Origin of the sequence: Spirillospora sp. NPDC046719, assembly GCF_040645715.1 — a bacterium.
In the GTDB taxonomy this organism is placed as follows: Bacteria; Actinomycetota; Actinomycetes; order Streptosporangiales; family Streptosporangiaceae; genus Spirillospora.
On the sequence record NZ_JBEYYT010000030.1, the window covers coordinates 24,829 to 45,041 of the forward strand.

Here is a 20,213-nt window from a genome sequence, read left to right on the forward strand (position 1 = left end):
CGTGACCGCGCGCCCGTGCCAGCCCCGTCAGCGGACGGTGCGGGCGCGGTCAGCGGGCGCCGCCAGTCTCCCGAGTGACGGCGGGAAGCACTTCCCGCCCCTGAGAGGGAGTCACTCATGGAGAACACCAAGGTCCTCATCTCCGGCGCGAGCATCGGCGGCCCCGCCCTGGCGTACTGGCTGAAGCGCCACGGGTTCGAGGTCACGATCGTCGAGGTCACGCAGGGCCTGCGGGCCGGCGGGCAGGCGATCGACGTGCGCGGCCCGGCGCTGGAGGTGGCCGAGCGGATGGGGATCCTGGACCTGGTCCGCGAGCGGCGCGTCCAGATGCGCGGGATGTCGATGGTGGACGCCGACGGCGCCGAGCTGTACCGCAGCGAGGAGCGCACCATCACCGCCGGCGACCTCGGCGGCCCGGACGTCGAGATCCTCCGCGACGACCTCTCGCGCATCCTCGCGGACGCGGCGGGCGACGGCGTCGAGTACCTGTTCGGCGACTCGATCGCCGCGCTGGAGCAGGACGACGACGGCGTGCGGGTGACCTTCCGCAGCGGCACGACCCGGACGTTCGACCTGGTCGTCGGCGCGGACGGCGCGCACTCCCACACGCGGCGGCTCGTCTTCGGGCCGGAGGAGCGGTTCATCTCGCACCTCGGCACCTACCTCGGCGTGTGGACGGCGCCGAACTTCCTCGGCCTGGACCGCTGGCAGGTCTTCCACCAGATGCCGGGCAGCGCGTGGGGCGGCGGCGTGATGAGCGTCCGCGGCAACAAGGAGGTCCGCGTCTACCTGGGCTTCGAGTCGAAGGAGCCGCTCGCCTTCGACCACCGCGACACCGCCGCGCAGAAGAAGATCCTCGCGGACGCGCTGGCGGGCGGCGGCTGGGAGCTGCCGCGGCTGCTGGAGACGATGTGGGACGCGCCGGACTTCCACTTCGACGCGATGGCGCAGATCCACATGGACGCGTGGTCGAAGGGCCGCGTCGTGCTGCTCGGGGACGCCGGGTACTGCGGGTCTCCGCTGTCGGGGCAGGGCACCAGCATGGCGATGGTCGGCGCGTACGTCCTCGCCGGCGAGCTGAAGGCGGCGGGCGGCGACCACCGCGCGGCGTTCGCGGCCTACGAGCGGGAGCTGCGCGGGTACGTCGCGGCGAACCAGGAGCTGGCGCTGACGAACAAGGCGCGGGTGGACGCGCAGCGCGACGCCGAGGTGGGCGAGGACACCGAGGTCGTCGACTTCCAGGACTTCGGCGAGATCGTCAACGCGTTCACGGTGCAGGACTACTGAGCGCCGTGCAGGGCGGCGGCCCGGTCGAGCAGGACGCGGCGTTCGGGCGCGTTGCGGGTGAGGTCCGCGGCGCGCTCGAACTCCGCGCGGGCCTCGGCGGTCCGGCCGAGCCGGGCGAGCAGGTCGCCTCGGACGCCGGGCAGCAGGGGGTAGCCGCGCAGCGCCGGCTCGCCGGCGATGGCGTCGACGAGCCGCAGGCCCGCCTCGGGGCCGTCCGCCATGCCGACGGCGACGGCCCGGTTCAGCTCGACGATCGGGGACGGCGCGACCCGCGCGAGGTGCCCGTACAGCGAGACGATCTGCGCCCAGTCGGTGTCGGCGGCGGTGGCTGCCTGCGCGTGGCAGGCGGCGATCGCGGCCTGCAGGACGTACGGGCCGGGCGGCGCGCCGATCTCGCGCGCGCGCAGCAGCGCGGCGAAGCCGCGGTGGATGAGCAGCCGGTCCCAGCGGGCGCGGTCCTGCTCGTGCAGGGGGACGGGTTCACCGGACGGCCCGGTGCGGGCGCGGATGCGGGACGCCTGGATCTCCATCAGCGCGACGAGCCCGTGCACCTCCGGCTCCCCGGGCGCGAGGTGGGCGAGGACGCGGCCGAGGCGCAGCGCCTCCTGGCACAGGTCCGCGCGGACCCAGTCGTCGCCGCCGCTCGCCGCGTAGCCCTCGTTGAAGATCAGGTAGACGACCTCCAGCACCGACGACAGCCGGGCGGCCCGGTCGGGGCCCTCCGGCACCTCGAACGGGACGCCGGCCTCCGACAGCGTCCGCTTGGCCCGGACGATCCGCTGCGCGACGGTCGGCTCGGAGGTCAGGAACGCGCGGGCGATCTCCTCGGTGGTGAGGCCGCCGAGCATGCGCAGCGTCATCGCGACCCTGGCCTGCGTGGACAGCACGGGATGGCAGGCGGTGAAGACGAGCCGGAGCACGTCGTCCTCGATGTGCTCGTCGTCGGCGGCGAGGTCGAACTCGGGCGGCGCCTCGCGCGCCTCGGGCTCCAGGCCGTGCCCGAGCTCCTCCAGCTTGGTCTCCAGCCGCTGCTCGCGGCGGATCCGGTCGATGGCGCGGCGCTTGCCGACGGCCATGAGCCAGGCGCCCGGGTTGTCCGGGACGCCCGACTCGGGCCACTGTTCGAGCGCGGCGACCAGCGCGTCCTGCGCGAGCTCCTCGGCGAGGCCGACGTCGCGCACCAGCCGGGCCAGCCCGGCGATGATGCGGGCGGACTCCAGCCGCCAGACCGCGTCGATGCTCGCGTGCACGCCCGCCGGACGGCCCGCGCCCGCGGCGGCCGCGCGCGATGGTTCCGGGGCGCCCGAGCCCGGAGCGCCCGAGCCCGGGTCGCTCGTGTCGCGCGCGTCCGGGGCGTCGGGCGCGTCGGGGGCGGCGGATGGCGTCACGGTGCCGATGACAGCACCCGCGCCGCCCGCCGCGCAACCCGGACGTCGCCTCCTCGCAGGTCACCGCCCGCACCGCCGGGAGGGGGCCGGGCGGTCGGCCGATCAGGCGCCGGGGACCTCGTCGCCCGGGCCGAAGACCTGCTGGATGACGCCCTCGCCGTCGCCGACGATCTGGAAGAAGCGCTTGGACAGCTCGACGGCCTCCTCCCGGGACCGCACCTCGACCAGCGCGAAGCCGACGACGCCCTCCTTGGCCTCGGCGAACGGGCCGTCGGTGACGGTGACCTTGCCGCCGGACGCCTTGATGCGGGTGCCGCCGGGCTCCAGGCCGCCGGTCGCCAGCAGCACGCCGGCCGCGGACATCTCGGCGATGAACGCGCCCATCTCCGCCATCATCGCCTCGTCGGGGGCGCCCTGCTGCTCGCCGTCGTCCGTGGTCATCATCATGAAGCGCATCGGTGCCTCCGTCGTCCTGGCGGGCCGGGTCCTTCCCGGCCTCACTGACGCGTCGAGCGGGAGCGGGCCGGATCGACATCCGCCGCGACTTTTTTCGGGATTTTCTTGCCGGCTCGTATCCTGCCAGGTCAGCGCCGTTTCGCCCGCGATGTGCCGGAAGAATCGCCTGAGAATCTCACAAAACGGTCCGCCGGAGTGCATTGGGCAACGCGCCCGCGGACGGGTAACTTCTTTGCGGAAGGCACGTCGCCGTGCGCCGGAGGAGGCGTCCCGTGGGAGACCCGAGACTCGGACCGGAAGCGCCGCCCGAGGCGTCCGGGCCCGGTGCGCCCGTCCCGTCCGGCACCGTTCCGGCGGGCACCGCCGCGTCGGGGCCGACCGTGCTCCGCATGGTCGTCGGCGCGCAGCTGCGCCGGCTCCGCGAGGCCGCCGAGATCTCCACCGAGGCCGCCGGCTACGAGATCCGCGGCTCGCACTCCAAGATCAGCCGGATGGAGCTGGGCCGCGTCGGGTTCAAGGAGCGCGACGTCGCCGACCTGCTCACCCTCTACGGGGTGGACGACCCGGTCCGCCGCGAGGCGCTACTGGAACTGGCCGAGCAGGCGAACAGGCCCGGGTGGTGGCAGCCGTACGCCGACGTCGTGCCCGGCTGGTTCGAGCCGTACCTCGGCCTGGAGCAGGGCGCCGTGCTGATCCGGGTGTTCGAGGTCCAGAACGTCCCGGACCTGCTGCAGACCCCCGGCTACGCCCGCGCGCTCATCGCCGCGCGGTACCCCGGCGCGAGCGCCGAGGAGATCGACCGCCGCGTCGAGCTGCGGATGCGCCGCCGCCTCGTGCTGGAGCGGCCCGAGCCGGTGAAGCTGTGGGCCGTGCTGGACGAGGCCGCGCTGCGCCGCGTCGTCGGCGGCCCCGAGGTGATGCGCGAGCAGCTGCGGCACCTGATCGAGATCTCGCGGCTGCCGAACGTCACCGTCCAGGTGCTGCCGTTCGCCGCCGGCGGGCACGCCGCCGAGAGCGGTCCGGTGACCCTGCTCCGGTTCGCCGAGCCGGAGCTGCCGGACGTCGTGTACCTGGAGCAGCTCACCGGCGCGCTGTACCCGGACCGCGCGTCCGACGTCACGCGGTACCGGGACGCGCTGAACCGGCTGGGCGTGCAGGCCGAGCCGCCCGCCCGCACGCCCGACGTCATCGCCGGATTCCTCGCCCGCATCTGACCCCGCGGGCGGGCCGGCTCCTGCTGGCCGGCCTTCGCCCGCGTGGCCGCCCGCGCGGCCTCGCTCGTGTCCGGGCTCAGCCGCCGCGCCGGAACAGCCAGGTCCCGGCGGTCAGCGACACCGCCGCGAACGCCGCCGTCACCGCCGCGCCGGCCGCGAACGTCCCGCTCGTGTAGTGCCCGAGGTACGCCTGCCGGACGGCGTCCACCGTGTACCGGAACGGGACGGCCCGGGACGCGCCGTCCAGCCACCCCGGCGCCAGCGTCATCGGCAGCAGCAGGCCGGACAGCAGCATCAGCGGCATCCCCGCCGTGTTCGCGATCGCCGCGAACTCCGGCGGCGTCCGCACGTTCATCGCCAGCCCGTACGACAGCGCCGACAGCGCGGCCGACAGCACGGCGACGAACGCGAACCCGATCAGCACGCCCGAGACCGGGGCCCGCAACCCGAACGCGAGCCCGAGCAGGACCAGCAGCGCCGCCTGGACCGCGAGCTGCACCACGTCCCGCAGCGTCCGGCCGAGGAGCAGCGCCGCCGGACGCACCGGCGTGACCCGCATCCGGTCGATGACGCCCTGGCCGCGCTCCACGATGATGCCGAGCCCGACGTACGAGCCGCCGAGGATCGCCAGCTGGACGAGCACGCCCGGGACGAACGCCTGCCACGACGATCCGTCCACACCCAGGCTGAGCCGGGTGAGCAGCGGCCCGAAGAGGGCGAGGAACAGCAGCGGCTGCAGCATGCCGAAGAGCAGGTTCGTCTTGGAGCGCGTCGTCGCCCGCATGCAGCGGCCGAAGATGACGCCGGTATCGGCGAGGAGCTCGCGCATCAGGGTTCTCCGGTTCATATCGCGATGGGCGCGCGCTCGCCCGGGGCGCCGCGCCCCGTGATGGCGAGAAACGCGTCCTGGAGGCTGGCGGCGGGGTCGCCCGCATAGCGGGCCTTGAGGGCGGCGGGGGAGCCCTCCGCGACGACCGTCCCCGCGTCGACGACCACGATGCGGTCGGCGAGCGCGTCGGCCTCGTCCAGGTAGTGGGTGGTGAGGAAGACGGTCGTCCCGTGCTCGTCCCGGATCCGGCGGACGAGGTCCCACAGCTCGGCGCGGCTGCCGGGGTCCAGCCCGGTCGTCGGCTCGTCCAGGAAAAGCACCGCCGGCCGGTTGACGAGCCCGAGCGCGATCTCCAGCCGCCGCCGCTGCCCGCCGGACAGCGCGCCGGCCGGCCGGGCCAGCAGGTCGGTGAGCGCCAGGTCGCCGGCCAGCCGCTCGGCCCGCTCCCGCGACTCGGCGCGGCCCAGCCGGTGCAGCCGCCCTTGCGTGACGAGCTCCTCCAGCACCGAGCAGGCGGGGTCGAGCCCGCCCGCCTGCGCGACGTACCCGATCGCGCGGCGCACGCCGGCCGGGTCGCGGCGCAGGTCGCATCCCGCCACCTCCGCCTCGCCGCCGGTCGGCGGCAGCAGCGTGGTGAGCATCCGCAGTGTCGTCGTCTTCCCCGCGCCGTTCGGCCCGAGGAACCCCAGGATCTCGCCGGGCGGGACGGACAGGTCGATGCCGCGCACCGCGTGCACGGGCCCGGACTTGAGGGCGAACGTCCGGGTCAGGCCGCGGGCGCTGATGACTGGCGTGGACATGGCGGCGATAAAACCATAACGGACTGCAAACTTGCAATCGACTTAAACTTTGCGTCCCGCTACAGTGTCCGCATGGCGGAGGGGCTCCGGGACCGGAAGAAGCGGGAGACGCGGCGGCGCATCGCGGACGCGGCCGTCGCGCTGTTCGTCGAGCGCGGCTTCGACCGGGTGACGATCGCCGAGGTCGCCGCCGCCGCGGACGTCTCCGTCAACACCGTCTACAACTACTTCGACGCCAAGGAGGACCTCGTCCTCCCGCCGCACCACGGCGACCGGCTCGCCGGGATCGTCCGGGAGCGCGAGCGCGGGGAGTCCGCCGCCGAGGCCGTCCTGCGGCGCCTCCGCGAGGAGGTCGGGCGCCGCGACCCGTCCCTCGGCCTCACCCCCGGCTTCGCCGGCTTCTACGCGATGATGCGCGCCGCCCCGACGCTCATCGCGCGGCTCGACGAGATCGCCGTGCGGATGACCGCGTCCCTCACCGACCTGCTGGCCGCCGAGACCGGCGCCGCCTCCGGCGACCCGCTGCCCGCGCTGGTCGCCGGCCAGATCGGCTGGCTGCACGCGCACGTCCTGAGCGAGGTCGGCAGGCGCACCGACGCCCGCGAGGACCCCGAGAGGACGGCGGCGGCCCTCCTGCGCCTCCTCGACGCCATCGAGGACGTCCTCGGCCCCCGCGTCCTCGACTACGCCCGCCGCCCCTGACCGTCCCGCCGCCCCTGATCCGCCCGCCGGCCGGCCCCGGCACGGCCGTCGGCGATAGTGGGGGGATGTCGAACTCGTTCACCCGGCCCGGGTACGCGTGCACGGACCACTTCCTGGACGTGCCGCTCGACCACGGCGACCCGTCCGGTCCCGCGATCCGGATCTACGCGCGTGAGGTCGTCGCGCCCGGGAAGCGCGGCGCGGACCTGCCGTGGCTGCTCTACCTGCAGGGCGGGCCCGGCAACAAGTCGCCGCGCCCTGGCGCGATGCCCGCGGCGTGGCTCGCCCGCGCCCTCCAGGACTACCGGGTGCTGCTGCTCGACCAGCGCGGCACCGGGCGCAGCACGCCGCTGAACCGGCAGACGCTCCCGGCCGACCCGAAGGCCGCCGCCGAGCTCCTGCGGCACTTCCGTGCCGACTCGATCGTCCGGGACGCGGAGCTGCTGCGCCGCCACCTGGCCGGGGACCGGCCGTGGAGCGTTCTCGGGCAGAGCTTCGGCGGCTTCTGCACGGTGACGTACCTGTCGATCGCGCCGGAGGGGCTGAGCGAGGCGTTCGTCACCGGCGGGCTGCCGAGCCTGACGGCGACGCCCGACGACTGGTACCGGGCGGCGTACCGGCGGATCGCCGCGGCCAACGCGCGCTACTTCGCCCGCTACCCCGGTGACCAGGACGTCGCGCGCCGCATCGCCGCGCACCTGGACCGGGCCGACGAGCGCCTGCCGGGCGGGGAGCGGCTGACCGCCCGCCGGTTCCAGAGCGCCGGCATCGGGCTCGGCCATTCCGCGCAGTTCGACAATCTGCACTACCTGATGGAAGAGGCGTTCATCGCGGACGGCCGGCTCTCCGACACGTTCCTGCACGGCGTGAACGCGATCGTGTCGTTCGCCGCGCAGCCGCTCTACGCGCTCATCCACGAATCGTGCGTCAGCAACGGGACGGCGTCGAACTGGTCGGCCGCCCGGGTGGCCGAGGAGTTCCCCGAGTTCGCGCCGCAGGCCGAGCCGTTCCTTTTCCTGGGCGAGACCATCTTCCCGTCCTTCTTCGAGGAGGACCCCGCGCTGGTCCCGCTGCGCGAGTGCGCCGACCTCGTGGCGGCGCACGAATGGCCCGCCCTTTACGACCCGGAACGGCTGGCGTCCACGACCGTTCCGGTCGCGGCGGCCGTCTACTACGACGACATGTACGTGGACCGCGAGATGTCGATGGCGACTGCCGCCGCCATCCCGGGGATCCGGACGTGGGTGACCAGCGAGTACGCGCACAACGGCCTGTCGGCGGACGCGAACGTCCTGGACCGCCTCATCGCCCTCCGCAACGGCGAGGCGTGAGCGCCCGCACGCGTGTGGGCCGGCCCGCCGGAGACATGGCCGATCTGTCCAGATCATGGTGAAGTACCGGAAATGTTGCGATAGGTAAAAGAAACAACGTCAGCTCTTGTTGTCCGGATCACACCCATTGATCATGTGCGGCTATGGGGCAACGGGGGCTCGTCGTCAGGCGCATGGCCGCGGACCGCACGCTGGTGCTGGCCGCGTGCGCCACCGCGCTGTTCGCCACGACCGTCCTCGCGGCCCTCGTCGGCTACGCGGGCTCGGTGACGCGCGAGGGACTGCGGCGCACGCTCGCCGACGCGACGTTCGCCACGGTCGGCACGACGCTCGGCACCAACGTCCCGGCCGGCGGCCTCACCACTGCCCAGCACCAGGTGGACGGCGCGCTCGAGCAGATCTACCGGGACGTGCCGCTGACGGTCTCGATGGGCGTCCGCAGCGACTCCTACACCCTGCCGGGGCAGGAGAAGATCGAGCATCCCCAGCTGACCGCGTTCGCGACCTACACTGGCATCGAGCGGCACGCGCGCCTCGCCCAGGGGCGCTGGCCCTCGCCGGGCGCCGGAGCCGGCAAGGACGCCGAGATGGAGGCCGCCCTCCCGGCCGCCGCCGCCCGGTCCGTGCACGCCTCCGTCGGCGACGTCCTCACCCTGCACGGCCGCGTCGACAAGAAGTCGGTCGTGCGCGCCCGGATCGTCGGGCTGTTCGAGGTGCCCCGCCCGGACGACTACTTCTGGCAGGGCGACCAGCTGATCACCACCGGCGCCGAGCACGGCGACTACACCACCTACGGGCCGCTCGTCGTCCCGCAGGACGTGTTCGCCGCCCGCCTCACCGGCACCGGCGTGGACGTCCGGTGGACGGTCATGCCGGACCTCCGGCGCATCGACACCGGCGACCTCGACGGGCTCGGCGACCGCGCCGCCCGCAGCGCCGCCATCGTCCAGAAGGCCGCCGGCGGCGCCCAGTACACCGTCGTGACGAGCCTGCCGATGCTCGCCTCCCAGCTCGCCGACGCGGTCCGGGTCACCCGGTCCACGATGCTGATCCCGGTGCTCCAGCTGATCCTGCTGGCCGGGTGCGCCTGGATGCTCGTCGCCCGGCTGCTGGCCGACCACCGGCGCGGCGAGGTCGCGCTGCTGCGCACCCGCGGCCTCGGCATGCGCCAGCTCGCCGCGCTCGGCGTCGCCGAGGGCGCCCTGATCGTGCTGCCCGCCGCGGTGTGCGGTCCGCTGCTCGCCGGGCCGCTGCTGCACCTCGCCGGATGGGCGCCCGCGATCCGCGCGTCCGGGCTGCGGCTCGACGCCGGCCCCCTCGCGCCGCTGTACGGCGTCTCGGTCGCCACCGCGCTGGCCGGGGCCGTCGCGCTCACCGTCCCGACGCTGCGCGGCGCCAACCGCACCTTCGTCGAGGCGCAGGCCGGCATCGGCCGCGACCGCCGCGGCGGGCTCGTCGGATCGGGCGCCGACCTCGCGCTGCTCCTCGTCGCCTCGCTCGCGATCTGGCAGCTCACCCGGTACGGCGTCGACGGGACCGGCGCGTCCGGCGGCGCGTCCGGCGTCGACCCGGTCATCGTGTCCGGGCCCGCGCTCGGGCTGCTCGCCGGCGCCGTCCTGCTGCTGCGCGTCGTGCCCGTCGCGTCCGGCGCCGCCGAACGCGTCGCCGCGCGCGGCCGCGGCCTCGCCCCCGCGCTCGGCGCCCGGCAGGTCGGCCGCCGCCCGCTGCGCTACGCCGGACCCGTCCTGCTGCTGGTCATGGCGATCGCCGTCGGGGTGCTGTCGGTCACCACGATGGCGACCTGGCGGCGCTCGCAGACCGACCAGGCCGACTTCCAGAGCGGCGCCGACCTGCGCGTCAGCGCGCCGGTCGGGGTCTTCGCGCCGACCGCGCTCGGCGGCGGCGGACGGGTCGCCGCGCTGCCCGGCGTCACCGCCGTGACCGGCGTGCTGCGCGTCGAGGGCGCCGTCGGCACCGCGTCCGCGACCATGCTCGCCGCCGACGCCGAGCGCCTCGGGACGATGCTGCGGATCCGCTCCGACCTCCGGGACGGCCTGGCGCTCGGCGAGCTGGCCGCGGCCCGGCCGAAGGCGCCCGCGCTCACGGTCCCCGGCAGGCCCGCGCGGCTGCTGTTTGACGTCCGGCTGAAGCGCACCGGCTCCGCCTCGCCGCTGCCGGACGGCACCGTCCCGCCGCCGGTCGACGCGTACAAGGCCCAGGCGACCGTCGCCGACGCCCGCGGCGTCACCGCCCGCGTCCAGCTCACCGGCATCCCCGCGGACGGCAGGACCCACACCGTCGCGGTCGACACCGCCGCCCTCGCCGGGCCCGGCGGCGTGCTGAGCTACCCCCTGTCGGTCCGCGCCCTCCACTACTCCTACGACGACAACGGGTACAGCGGGCCCCTCGATCTGACCCTGGAGCACGTCCGGGGGGAAGGGACCGGCGACGCCGCGATGCCCGCCGGAGCGCGCTGGGACGTCTTCGCCGAGCCGGCGGACCCCGCCCACCCGTCGCGCCCGAAGCTGGGGAAGGGCCCCGGGCTCGCCGAGATCGCGATCCCCGCGAGCCCGCCCGGCGAGGTCGTGTTCGGCAGCCTCCGGCTCGCCAGCGGGACGAACGTCCACGCGGTGCTCGGCACCGGCGCGCCACCGTCCCACGGCGACCAGAACGAGCACCTCCAGCCGGTCGTGCCGGGCATCATCACCGGCGCCGCCGCGTCCCGCGCGAAGGTCGGCGTCGGCGCCACCCTCACCCTGAGCACCGTCGACGGGGACCAGCCCGTCAAGGTCATCGGCATCGTCAGCGCGCTGCCCACGACCACGCCCGGCGCCCCCGGCGTCCTCGTCGACCTGCCCACCCTCGTGCAGGAGCGGCTCGCCGCCGGACGCGCCGGCCCCGACAGCACCCGGCCCGGCGAATGGTGGGCGTCTGTCCGCGGCGACCGCACCGGACCCGCCGCCAAGGCCGCCGGCGCGCACCGCGAATGGGGCGAGGTGACCGGCGACCGCGCCGCGCTCCGCTCCCGGCTGCGCGACGCGCCGCTCGGCGCCGCGCTCCAGGGCGCGCTCGTCCTCGGCTTCGGCTCCGCGCTCGCCTTCGCCGTCATCGCGTTCGTCGTGAACGCCGCCGTCACCGCCGGGCAGCGGTCCCGCGAGTTCGCGGTGCTGCGCGCCCTCGGCGTCCATCCCCGCCAGGTCACCGGGATGCTCGCCGTCGAGCAGGCGTTCCTCGTCGTGCTCGGCCTCGCCGGCGGCACCGCGCTCGGCCTGATCGTCGCGCGGCTGGTCGTCCCGCACCTGGTCGTCGGGGTGCAGGCCACCAAGCCCTACCCGCCGGCCGTCCTGATCGTCCAGTGGCCGCTGGTCGCGGCGATGCTCGCCGGGACGGCCGCCGTCCTCGGGCTCGTGCTGCCGCCGGTCATCCGGGTCCTGCGCCGCCGCGACGTCGGCGCCGGACTGCGCGCGGGGGAGGAATGATGCGCCGAGCCCTGCACGCCGGGCCCTGGCTCCGGCTGGCCCGCACGCAGTGGGCGCCGCTGGCCGCGCTCGCCGCGCTGACGCTGGTGACGGCGGTGCTGGCGGTCGCCGTCCCGGCCGCGACCGCCGCCGGGTACGACCGCTACGCCACCGTCACCGTCGGCACCGACTCCGACCTGAGGGTGGTCGGCAAGGCGAAGGGCACCGCCGCCTCCAGCGCCGTCCCGAACGAGGGCGCGCTCACCGCCAACGCGTTCACCTGGCAGCAGCTCCTCCCCGGCGCGCTGCGGACCGTCACGGGCCCGCCCGAGGCGTCCGTCGCCCTGGACTCCCCGCAGAAGATCGCCGGGCGGTTCACCGAACCGCGGGAACTGGCCCTCGGCTGGGACCCGGGGGCCGACCAGCGCATCATGATCACCGCCGGGCGCCCGCCGGTGAACCAGCCTCCGCTGAACCCCGGCGCCTCCACGCCGGAGATCCAGGTGATGGTCGCCCAGCGGTACGCCGACGCCATGGGCTACAAGGTCGGCGACCGGCTCGACCTCTCCGACAAGGACATCCCCGACCCGCTGCACGTCCGCATCGCCGGGCTCTACGCGCCGATGAACCCCCGCGACGCCTACTGGGCGTCGCGCACCTCGCTGCTCCAGCCCACCGAGCGGATCCTCGGCAGCGACGGCACCAGGACCGCGCACGGCACCGCGCTGACGGACGCCGGCGGCTACACCATGATCGCCGCCGACTCCCGGCGGGGCTTCACCTTCACCTGGCGGTTCCCGGTGCGGACCGGTTCGGTCGACACCGGCCGCGCGCGCGCCATCGCCGCCGACCTCGACTCCTACAGCGCCGCGGTGCAGGGCCACGCCGGACTGTTCGCGTGCACGGTGGAGACCCCGCTGGAAGCCCGGCTCGGCGCCTTCCTCGGCCGGCTCCGCACCGCGCAGTCCGTTCTCGGGATGGCATTGGCGGGGCTGCTCGCCGTCGGCGCCGGGGTGCTGCTGCTCGCCGCCGGCCTCCTCGGTGAACGGCTCCGGCCCGTCCTCGGCACGATGCGCGCCCGCGGCGCCTCGCTCCGCCAGCTCGCGCGGTACGCCGGGGGCCTCACCGCCCTCGCCGTCGTGCCCGCCGCGGCGCTCGGCACCGCAGCCGGGCTCCTGCTCGACACCGGGCCGCCCCAGGCGAGCTCGTTCGCCGCGGTCGCCGCGCTGGTCGCGGTCGTGCTCGCGCTGTCCGGCGCGATGGTGCTGCGCGAACGCGGCGGCGGCCTCGGCTCCGCCGGCGGCGCCCGCCGCGACGACTTCACCACCGCGCGCCCGTCGCCGCGCCGCCTCGTCCTGGACCTGCTGCTCGCCGTCGTCGCGGTCGCGGGTGTCGTGGTGCTGCGGCAGCGCGGCGGCGCGTCCGGCGACGATCCGCTCGTCGCGGCCGTCCCCGTGCTGCTCGGCGCCGCGCTTGGCATGCTCGTCCTGCGCGCCTACCCGTACCTGCTGCGCGCCGCCGCGCCGCTGCTGCGCCGGGGCCGCGGCGCCGTCTGGTTCGTCGGCCTCGCGCGCGCGTCCCGGCAGAGCGTGGTCGGCGCGCTGCCGCTGGTCATCCTGCTGCTCGCCGCCGCCGTCGCCGGATTCAGCGCGACCGTGGACACGGCGCTGCGGCACGGGCAGGTCCGCGCCTCCTACAGCGTCGTCGGCGGCGACGTCCGCATCGGCTCCACCGGCCTCGACCCGGGCGTGGTCGCCAAAGCGCGCGCGGTCAAGGGCGTCACCGCCGTCGTCCCGGCCCGGGTCGTCCCGCAGGTCACCGGGCCGGGCGAGCCCGCCCCCATCACCGTCGTCGGCATCGACCTCGACGCCTACCGCGCGGCGTTCCCCGGCGTTCCCGGCATCCCGGACGCGTCGCACGGGCAGCTCGTCTCGCCCGGCGCCGCCGGGATCCTCGATTCGGGATCCCGGGCGGTCACCCTCAGCAGCCACTACATCGACCCGTTCCGGTTCAAGCCGGACGCGACGATCGAGCGGTTCCCGTCCATGGACACCGGATCCGCCTTCGTGGTCGTCCCGTACAAGACGTTCGGATCCGGCAACTACCCCACGGAGCTCTTCGTCAGAGGGGACCACGTCGACGTCGCCGCGCTGCGCAAGGTGCTCGACGCCGCCGCCCCCAAGGGCGCCCCCAGGGACGTGCAGCTGCGCCGCGACGTCCTGCACGGCATGACCGCCGTCCCTATGGTCGACCTCGTGCACCGCACGTTCCGGAACGCGGCCCTGATCGGCGGCGCGTACGGGCTGCTCGCCGTCCTGCTCGTCCTGGTGGTCGGCGCGCGCGCACGCGGACGGACCGTCGCGCACCTGCGCGTCCTCGGCCTGAACCGGCGGCAGAGCCGCGCCCTCGCGCTCGTCGAGATCGCCCCGGTGCTGCTGTGCGCGGTCGCCGCCGGCTGGGTCCTCGGGCTGCTGCTGCCGGAGATCACCGGTCCCGTCGTCGACCTGCGCTCGTACACGTCCGGGTTCACCGCGACCGGCCACACGCCCGGCCTCGCCGCGCTGCTGGGGCTGCTGGCCGCGCTGCTGCTCGCCGCCGCGGCGGCCCTCGCCGTCGACCGCGCCTTCGACCGCCCGGCCCTGGGCGACGTCCTGAGAACGGGGGACTGAGATGAGCGAAGCGAACCGGGGAGCGCGGGGGCCGTGCCCCCGCATGGAGGCGGAGCCGTGGTAGACGCACCGGACCTGGCGGAACTCGAACGCCGCGCCGTCGAACGCGGCCCCGCCTACGGCGAGGGCGCGCACATCGTCTGCGACAACCTCGTGCGCATCTACAAGAGCGAGGGCATCGAGGTCGTCGCGCTGCAGGGCCTGGACCTCCTCGTCGACCCGGGGGAGCTGATCGCCCTCGTCGGCGCGTCCGGGTCCGGCAAGTCCACGCTGCTGAACATCCTGTCCGGGCTGGACGTGCCGACCGCCGGCGTCGCCCGCGTCGCCGGGTCCGACCTGCTCACCATGTCCGCGAAGGAGCGGCTCGCGTTCCGCCGCGAGCAGGTCGGGTTCATCTGGCAGCAGACCGCCCGCAACCTCCTGCCGTACCTGACCGCCGTGCAGAACGTCGAGCTGCCGATGCGGTTCGCCGGGCGGTCCCGGCGCGAGCGCGCCACCCGGGCCGCCGACCTGCTCGGCATGCTCGGCGTCGGCGACTGCGCGGGCCGCCGCCCCGCGGAGCTGTCCGGCGGCCAGCAGCAGCGGATCGCGATCGCTGTCGCGGTCGCCAACGAGCCGCACGTCGTGCTCGCCGACGAGCCGACCGGCGAGCTCGACACCGCCACCGCCGCCGAGGTGTTCGCCGCGTTCCGCCGGGTCAACCAGGAGTTCGGCACCACCACGGTGATCGTCACGCACGACGCCGGCGTCTCCGAGCGGGTGGACCGCACCGTCGGCATCCGCGACGGCCGCACCAGCAGCGAGGTCCGCCGCCGCGACGCCTCGGACGGCACCCGCACCGCCGAGGAGTACGCCGTCCTCGACCGGGCCGGACGCGTCCAGCTCCCGCGCGGCTTCACCGAGGCGCTGGACATGCGCGAGCGCGTGCGGCTGGCGCTGGAGGACGACCACGTCGGCGTCTGGCCCGACCGGTCCCGCGAGGAGGACGCATGACCGAGCCGATGGTCGCCGTCGACGGCCTGGTCCGCACCTACCGCGCCGGGAAGGTCGAGGTGCCCGCGCTGCGCGGCGCCTCGTTCCGGATCGAGCCCGGCGAGCTCGTCGCGATCCGGGGCCGGTCCGGGTCCGGCAAGACGACGCTGCTGAACCTGATCGGCGGCCTGGACACCGCGGACGGCGGCACCGTCCGCGTGGACGGCCGGGAGATCGGCGCGCTGTCGGAGGACGACCTGCTCGCGCTGCGCCGCGACGACATCGGCTTCGTGTTCCAGTCGCACGGCCTGATCCCCGTGCTGTCCGCCGCCGAGAACGTCGAGGTCCCGCTGCGGCTGACCCGGACCGCGCCGGCCGAGCGGGACGAGCGCGTCCGGCTGCTGCTCGCGCTCGTCGGCCTCGCCGACCACGCCGCGCAGCGCCCCTACGAGCTGTCGGGCGGGCAGCAGCAGCGCGTCGCGATCGCCCGAGCCCTCGCCAACCGGCCCCGCCTCCTGCTCGCCGACGAGCCGACCGGCCAGCTCGACTCCGAGACCGCCGCCGCGATCATGCCGCTGCTGCGCGCGATCGTCGCCGGCGAAGGCGTCACCGTGCTGGTCGCCACGCACGACCAGGCGCTGCTGTCGGAGGCCGACCGCGTCCTGAACCTGGAGGACGGCAAGATCAGCGAAGCGCCGGTGCCCGCGGCGGGGTGATCCGCGGCGGGGCGGGGCGTCGGGACGGCGTGTCCGGCCGGTTGCCGGAAGCGGGGCGAGGGCAGGATCTCGGTGGAGTCAGGGACGGGAGGTGCGGTGTGGCGACCGTGGTGCTGGTGGGGACGCTCGATACCAAGGGCGCGGAGTACGCGTGGCTGCGCGACCGGCTCCGCGAGCTGGGCTGCGAGGTCGTCCTCGTGGACGCCGGGGTCGGCGAGCCGGCGGCGGACGTCGCGGCCGACGTGCTCGCGGAACGGGTCGCCGAGGCGGGCGGCACGACGATCGCGGCACTGCGCGGCGCCGGGGACCGGGGCGCGGCCGTCACGGCGATGGGCGAGGGCGCGGCCGTCGTCCTCGCCCGGCTGGTCGCCGAAGGGCGGGCCGACGCGGTCCTCGCGGTCGGCGGGAGCGGCGGGTCGTCGATCGCGGCGCGCGCCGTCCGGGACCTGCCGATCGGGCTGCCGAAGCTGATCGTGTCGACGATGGCGTCCGGGGACGTGGCGCCGTACGTCGGCGCGAAGGACGTGACGATGACCTACAGCGTCGTCGACATCGCGGGCGTGAACCGGGTGTCGCGGCTGATCCTCGGGAACGCGGCGGCAGCGGCGGCGGGCATGGCGAAGGCCCGCGCCGACGCGCCGCCGGAGCCCGCGGACGAGCGGCCCCTCGTCGCGGCGTCGATGTTCGGCGTGACGACCCCGGCGGTGGACGCGGCGCGCGAGCGGCTCGGCGACCTCGGCTACGAGGTGCTGGTCTTCCACGCGACCGGTGCCGGAGGGCGCGCGCTGGAGGGCCTCGTCGACAGCGGCCTCATCGCGGGCGTCCTCGACCTCACGACGACGGAGCTGGCGGACGACCTGGTCGGCGGCGTCCTGTCGGCCGGCCCGGACCGGCTCACCGCGGCGGGACGGCACGGGATCCCGCAGGTCGTGGCGCCGGGCGCGCTGGACATGGTGAACTTCGGCCCGCGCGACACCGTCCCGGAGCGGTTCGCCGGCCGCAACCTGTACGTGCACAACCCGACCGTGACGCTGATGCGGACGACGCCGGACGAGATGGCGGAACTCGGGCGGCGGGTCGCGGCGAAGCTCGCCGCCGCCACCGGGCCGACCGTGCTGTTCCTCCCGCTCGGCGGCGTGTCCGCGCTCGACGTGCCCGGCATGCCGTTCCACGACCCGGACGCCGACGCCGCCTGCTTCGCCGCGATGGACGGCGCCGTCGCGACGGAGCGGCTGGACGTCGACATCAACGACCCGTCGTTCGGCCGCGCGATGGCCGACCGGCTGCACGAGCTGATCACGGAGCACGGGCCGCACGCGGGACACGAGGCGAACGCGGGGCACGAGGCATCCGCCGGACACGAGTCGAACGCAGGACACCGGACGAACGCCGGACACGAGACGAACGCAGGGGGAGCGCAGTGAACCGTCAGACCGTCCTGGAACGCCTGCGCGCGTCGGTCGCGCGGGGCAAGCCGGTGATCGGCGCCGGAGCGGGCACGGGCCTGTCCGCGAAGTGCGCGGAGGCCGGCGGCGTCGACCTGATCATCATCTACAACTCGGGCCGCTACCGGATGGCGGGCCGCGGCTCCCTCGCGGGCCTGCTGCCCTACGGGGACGCCAACCAGATCGTCGTCGAAATGGCGTCCGAGGTGCTGCCTGTCGTCCGGGACACCCCCGTCCTTGCGGGCGTGTGCGGCACCGACCCGTTCCGGGTGATGCCCGTCTTCCTCGACCAGCTGAAGGCGATGGGGTTCGCCGGGGTGCAGAACTTCCCGACCGTCGGCCTCTACGACGGGGTGTTCCGGCAGAACCTCGAAGAGACCGGCATGGGCTACGACCTCGAAGTGGAGATGGTCCGGCTCGCCCACGAACGCGACCTCGTCACCGCCCCCTACGTCTTCGACGAGGACTCGGCGCGGGCGATGGCGGAGGCCGGCGCGGACGTCCTCGTCCCGCACGTCGGGCTCACCACCAAGGGCAGCATCGGCGCCGGCACCGCCCTGACGCTGGACGAGGCGGTCGCGAAGGTGCAGGCCATGAGGGACGCGGCGGCCGAGGTCCGCGACGACGTGCTCGTCCTGTGCCACGGCGGCCCCATCGCCGAACCGGACGACGCCGCCTACGTCCTGTCCCGCACCGAGGGCGTCGTGGGCTTCTTCGGGGCCTCCTCGGTCGAACGGCTGCCGACCGAGCGGGCCATCACCGAGCAGGTGGCCGCCTTCAAGAAGCTGGAGATCTGAATGCACGTGACGCCCGGCGACGTGTCCACGATGGCGTTCGACTGGGGTTCGATCAAGTGGTTCGTCACCCCGTCCACCGTCGAGGGTGCGGGCAGCACCCTCGGCGAGGTGATCGTCAACCCCGGCAAGGGGCACGCGCGGCACAACCACCCGAACGCCGAGGAGGTCATCTACGTCGTCTCCGGCGAGGCGGAGCAGATGGTGGACGACGGCGAGCCGTTCACGATCCGCGAGGGCGACGCCGTCCACATCCCGAAGGGCGCGTGGCACTCCACCTACAACACGACGTGGCGGCCGCTCCGCCTCATCGTCACGTACACGCCGGGCGGCGAGGAGAAGGCCCTCGAAGGCGCGCCCGACTTCTGCCTCCACGAGGCCGGGACCGTCCCGGAATGGCGCCAGGCCTGACCGGAGTGGCGCTCGGCCTGACCGGAGTGGCGCTCGGCCCGACCGGAGTGGCGCCGGGCCTGAGCCGCCGTTCCGGGACGCGGGGGAGCGCTACCCGTCGGCGAAGGAGCAGTCCGCCGGGTGGTCCGGCGCCTGGATCGCGCCGGTGGGGATCTCCAGCGGAGCCGCCTTGACCGTGTAGCCCTTCAGCCAGCGGCCGTCCGGGCCCGCACTGGCCGGGCTGAACGGCGCGGGCCCGCCGCCCATCTGCTGGCACTGCGGGTACACCACGCCCCACGAGAAGCCCATCCGGTCGAACCGGTGGCCGCGCGGCGACTGGTAGAAGGTCAGGTTGGCCCGCTTCTCGTTCGGCGGGATGCCGTGCTCGTCGTCCTGCCGGATGCCCGACACGACCGCCACCGGCCCGGACGCCATCAGGTAGTCGACCTTGATCGTCCCCCAGTGGTGCGTGGACGGCCCGCCCGGCGCGTCCGGAGCGAAGTGGTCGAACCGGACCGTCCCGCGGGCGGCGCCCATGACCATCTTGCCGTTGACGAACTTCCACGGCCCGCCGTGCGCGTCCACGACGAACCGCCGGTACGGGTACTCCGGATCGCCCGGGTACTTCAGCCAGGCGTCGCCGGTGACGTGCGACTCGCGCGGGGCGGGCGCGCCGCCCTCCTGCGCCATAGCCGTCCCGCCGCCGACCGCGCCGGCCGCCACGAGAGCGGCCGCCGCGACCGCGATCTTCCGATGCGACATATGGGGTCTCCCTTCGCCGCGGGCGCCCGTCGCCCGCGTCCCCAACGTCGCAGCCGCCGCGGGCCCCGGACCTCCCCCGCGCGGCCGAAGCCGCTGCCCCTCAGGGGCCGTCCGGCCTCCCCCGCGCGGGGGTCACGCGACCTTGCCGCGGACGTAGACCCACGCGTCGTCGTGCCGGACGAACCGGCTGATCTCGTGCATGACCCCGTCCTGGCCGCCGGCCGTGTAGTGCGCCCGGAACTCCACGACGCCCTTGGCGTCGCCGGGACCGCCGTCCTCGGTCCGGACGATCTCCAGCCGCGTCCACCGCGTCCCGGGATCGGTGTCGACGCGCTCCGGCCGCGTCGCCGGATGCCAGCTCTCCAGCAGGTACGCCTCGTCCCGGACGGCGAACGCGCTGAACCGCGACCGCATCAGCTCCTCGGCCGTCCGCGCCGCCGCCTCGCCCCGGTGCAGCCGGCCGCAGCATTCCCCGTACGAGGCCCCCGTCCCGCAAGGGCACTTCTTCGCCATGCGGCGATTCTCCCGCAGCCGCGCGGCGGTCCCCGCCTGACGTCCGGCTATTCCGCTTCATGGCGGGTAAAGGGACGAACATGCACAAAGAGCATGAGGACGACCTCGTCGAGTCACAGGGGGTGAACGCGGGCGGGCCCGTGGACGCCCCGCCGTCCGGCGCGAAGCCCGACGACCCCGCTCCCGAGCCGCCGGAGGAGCCGCTCACCGCCGGAACACTCGACGACGAGATGGTCGGGCTCCCCGCCCAGAAGCCCGGATACCCGGGCCAGCAGCGCTCGATCGACACCAGCTGAGCAGAGCACCGCGCCGGACCTCGCCCGGGGACGAGCTCACCGCCGCCGGAGCGCCACCGCCACCCGACCGCCGCCGCCGGATCGCCCTCGCTGGGACCGGCCAGGCACGAGCGCCGGCCGGCGGGAGGCCCGGTGGCCGAGCGCCCGGGGCGGGGGGCGGGGCGGGGCTCGGGGTGCGCCGCCGCTGGCGG

The 20,213-nt window shown here is 75.1% G+C and carries 18 protein-coding genes; 12 read left to right on the forward strand and 6 right to left on the reverse strand.

From position 1 onward, the window contains the following. Positions 1 to 117 precede the first annotated feature (117 nt). Positions 118 to 1,287, forward strand: a complete 1,170-nt coding sequence (locus ABZ914_RS08210; protein ID WP_500192344.1) for an FAD-dependent monooxygenase — start codon at positions 118 to 120, stop codon at positions 1,285 to 1,287. On the opposite strand, the gene ABZ914_RS08215 is transcribed toward ABZ914_RS08210, so the two are convergent. Continuing rightward, positions 1,281 to 2,537, reverse strand: coding sequence for an RNA polymerase sigma factor (locus ABZ914_RS08215; protein WP_500192357.1), 1,257 nt, complete (start codon positions 2,535 to 2,537; stop codon positions 1,281 to 1,283). The two genes, ABZ914_RS08210 and ABZ914_RS08215, sit on opposite strands and share 7 nt — an antisense overlap. 240 nt (positions 2,538 to 2,777) lie before the next feature. Next, entirely contained in the window at positions 2,778 to 3,131 is a 354-nt protein-coding gene (locus ABZ914_RS08220) for a YciI family protein (protein WP_500192345.1), read from the reverse strand. Between the two features lie 272 nt (positions 3,132 to 3,403). Between ABZ914_RS08220 and ABZ914_RS08225 the strand changes: the two genes are divergently transcribed. Further along, positions 3,404 to 4,345: a Sco1979 family transcriptional regulator gene (locus tag ABZ914_RS08225; RefSeq protein ID WP_500192346.1), complete on the forward strand. Its 942-nt coding sequence runs from the start codon at positions 3,404 to 3,406 to the stop codon at positions 4,343 to 4,345. Positions 4,346 to 4,421: 76 nt separating this feature from the next. Here the strand turns inward: ABZ914_RS08225 and ABZ914_RS08230 are convergent, their stop codons facing one another. Further along, positions 4,422 to 5,192, reverse strand: a complete 771-nt coding sequence (locus ABZ914_RS08230; protein ID WP_500192347.1) for an ABC transporter permease — start codon at positions 5,190 to 5,192, stop codon at positions 4,422 to 4,424. Next, complete coding sequence (locus ABZ914_RS08235; protein WP_500192348.1) at positions 5,189 to 5,974, reverse strand: ABC transporter ATP-binding protein; 786 nt, start codon at positions 5,972 to 5,974, stop codon at positions 5,189 to 5,191. The genes ABZ914_RS08230 and ABZ914_RS08235 overlap by 4 nt, the downstream gene beginning before the upstream one ends. A 72-nt stretch (positions 5,975 to 6,046) precedes the next feature. On the opposite strand from ABZ914_RS08235, the gene ABZ914_RS08240 reads away from it, so the two are divergent. The 9 genes from ABZ914_RS08240 (at position 6,047) to ABZ914_RS08280 (ending at position 18,472) form a co-directional block, all read left to right on the forward strand. After that, on the forward strand, positions 6,047 to 6,676 hold the full coding sequence (locus tag ABZ914_RS08240) for a TetR/AcrR family transcriptional regulator (protein ID WP_190868338.1): 630 nt from the start codon (positions 6,047 to 6,049) through the stop codon (positions 6,674 to 6,676). Positions 6,677 to 6,741: 65 nt separating this feature from the next. After that, entirely contained in the window at positions 6,742 to 8,007 is a 1,266-nt protein-coding gene (locus ABZ914_RS08245; RefSeq protein WP_500192349.1) for an alpha/beta fold hydrolase, read from the forward strand. Positions 8,008 to 8,150: 143 nt separating this feature from the next. Continuing rightward, entirely contained in the window at positions 8,151 to 11,486 is a 3,336-nt protein-coding gene (locus ABZ914_RS08250) for an ABC transporter permease (protein WP_500192351.1), read from the forward strand. Further along, complete coding sequence (locus tag ABZ914_RS08255) at positions 11,483 to 14,134, forward strand: FtsX-like permease family protein (protein WP_500192352.1); 2,652 nt, start codon at positions 11,483 to 11,485, stop codon at positions 14,132 to 14,134. The genes ABZ914_RS08250 and ABZ914_RS08255 overlap by 4 nt, the downstream gene beginning before the upstream one ends. Positions 14,135 to 14,191: 57 nt before the next feature. After that, on the forward strand, positions 14,192 to 15,127 hold the full coding sequence (locus ABZ914_RS08260; protein ID WP_190868334.1) for an ATP-binding cassette domain-containing protein: 936 nt from the start codon (positions 14,192 to 14,194) through the stop codon (positions 15,125 to 15,127). Further along, positions 15,124 to 15,822: an ABC transporter ATP-binding protein gene (locus ABZ914_RS08265; protein ID WP_190868333.1), complete on the forward strand. Its 699-nt coding sequence runs from the start codon at positions 15,124 to 15,126 to the stop codon at positions 15,820 to 15,822. The genes ABZ914_RS08260 and ABZ914_RS08265 overlap by 4 nt, the downstream gene beginning before the upstream one ends. A 98-nt stretch (positions 15,823 to 15,920) precedes the next feature. Next, complete coding sequence (locus ABZ914_RS08270) at positions 15,921 to 17,246, forward strand: Tm-1-like ATP-binding domain-containing protein (protein WP_500192353.1); 1,326 nt, start codon at positions 15,921 to 15,923, stop codon at positions 17,244 to 17,246. Further along, positions 17,243 to 18,064 (forward strand): phosphoenolpyruvate hydrolase family protein, encoded by an 822-nt coding sequence (locus ABZ914_RS08275; protein WP_500192354.1) that lies wholly within the window; start codon positions 17,243 to 17,245, stop codon positions 18,062 to 18,064. The genes ABZ914_RS08270 and ABZ914_RS08275 overlap by 4 nt, the downstream gene beginning before the upstream one ends. After that, positions 18,065 to 18,472, forward strand: coding sequence for a cupin domain-containing protein (locus tag ABZ914_RS08280; protein WP_190868330.1), 408 nt, complete (start codon positions 18,065 to 18,067; stop codon positions 18,470 to 18,472). A 90-nt stretch (positions 18,473 to 18,562) separates the two neighbouring features. Here ABZ914_RS08280 and ABZ914_RS08285 read toward each other — a convergent pair whose 3' ends face one another. Both ABZ914_RS08285 and ABZ914_RS08290 read right to left on the reverse strand, forming a co-directional pair. After that, positions 18,563 to 19,213, reverse strand: coding sequence for a hypothetical protein (locus ABZ914_RS08285; protein WP_500192355.1), 651 nt, complete (start codon positions 19,211 to 19,213; stop codon positions 18,563 to 18,565). Between the two features lie 132 nt (positions 19,214 to 19,345). After that, positions 19,346 to 19,726, reverse strand: a complete 381-nt coding sequence (locus tag ABZ914_RS08290) for a YchJ family protein (RefSeq protein WP_190868327.1) — start codon at positions 19,724 to 19,726, stop codon at positions 19,346 to 19,348. An 80-nt stretch (positions 19,727 to 19,806) separates the two neighbouring features. Between ABZ914_RS08290 and ABZ914_RS08295 the strand changes: the two genes are divergently transcribed. After that, entirely contained in the window at positions 19,807 to 20,022 is a 216-nt protein-coding gene (locus tag ABZ914_RS08295; protein WP_500192356.1) for a hypothetical protein, read from the forward strand. Positions 20,023 to 20,213 lie beyond the last annotated feature (191 nt).

What these genes read in the sequence shown, in the direction of transcription:
- ABZ914_RS08210 (WP_500192344.1), top strand. Translation starts at nt 118, where the DNA reads ATGGAGAACACCAAGGTCCTCATCTCCGGCGCGAGCATCGGCGGCCCC.
- ABZ914_RS08220 (WP_500192345.1), bottom strand. Translation starts at nt 3,131, where the DNA reads ATGCGCTTCATGATGATGACCACGGACGACGGCGAGCAGCAGGGCGCC.
- ABZ914_RS08230 (WP_500192347.1), bottom strand. Translation starts at nt 5,192, where the DNA reads ATGAACCGGAGAACCCTGATGCGCGAGCTCCTCGCCGATACCGGCGTC.
- ABZ914_RS08235 (WP_500192348.1), bottom strand. Translation starts at nt 5,974, where the DNA reads ATGTCCACGCCAGTCATCAGCGCCCGCGGCCTGACCCGGACGTTCGCC.
- ABZ914_RS08240 (WP_190868338.1), top strand. Translation starts at nt 6,047, where the DNA reads ATGGCGGAGGGGCTCCGGGACCGGAAGAAGCGGGAGACGCGGCGGCGC.
- ABZ914_RS08245 (WP_500192349.1), top strand. Translation starts at nt 6,742, where the DNA reads ATGTCGAACTCGTTCACCCGGCCCGGGTACGCGTGCACGGACCACTTC.
- ABZ914_RS08250 (WP_500192351.1), top strand. Translation starts at nt 8,151, where the DNA reads ATGGGGCAACGGGGGCTCGTCGTCAGGCGCATGGCCGCGGACCGCACG.
- ABZ914_RS08255 (WP_500192352.1), top strand. Translation starts at nt 11,483, where the DNA reads ATGATGCGCCGAGCCCTGCACGCCGGGCCCTGGCTCCGGCTGGCCCGC.
- ABZ914_RS08265 (WP_190868333.1), top strand. Translation starts at nt 15,124, where the DNA reads ATGACCGAGCCGATGGTCGCCGTCGACGGCCTGGTCCGCACCTACCGC.
- ABZ914_RS08280 (WP_190868330.1), top strand. Translation starts at nt 18,065, where the DNA reads ATGCACGTGACGCCCGGCGACGTGTCCACGATGGCGTTCGACTGGGGT.
- ABZ914_RS08285 (WP_500192355.1), bottom strand. Translation starts at nt 19,213, where the DNA reads ATGTCGCATCGGAAGATCGCGGTCGCGGCGGCCGCTCTCGTGGCGGCC.
- ABZ914_RS08290 (WP_190868327.1), bottom strand. Translation starts at nt 19,726, where the DNA reads ATGGCGAAGAAGTGCCCTTGCGGGACGGGGGCCTCGTACGGGGAATGC.
- ABZ914_RS08295 (WP_500192356.1), top strand. Translation starts at nt 19,807, where the DNA reads ATGCACAAAGAGCATGAGGACGACCTCGTCGAGTCACAGGGGGTGAAC.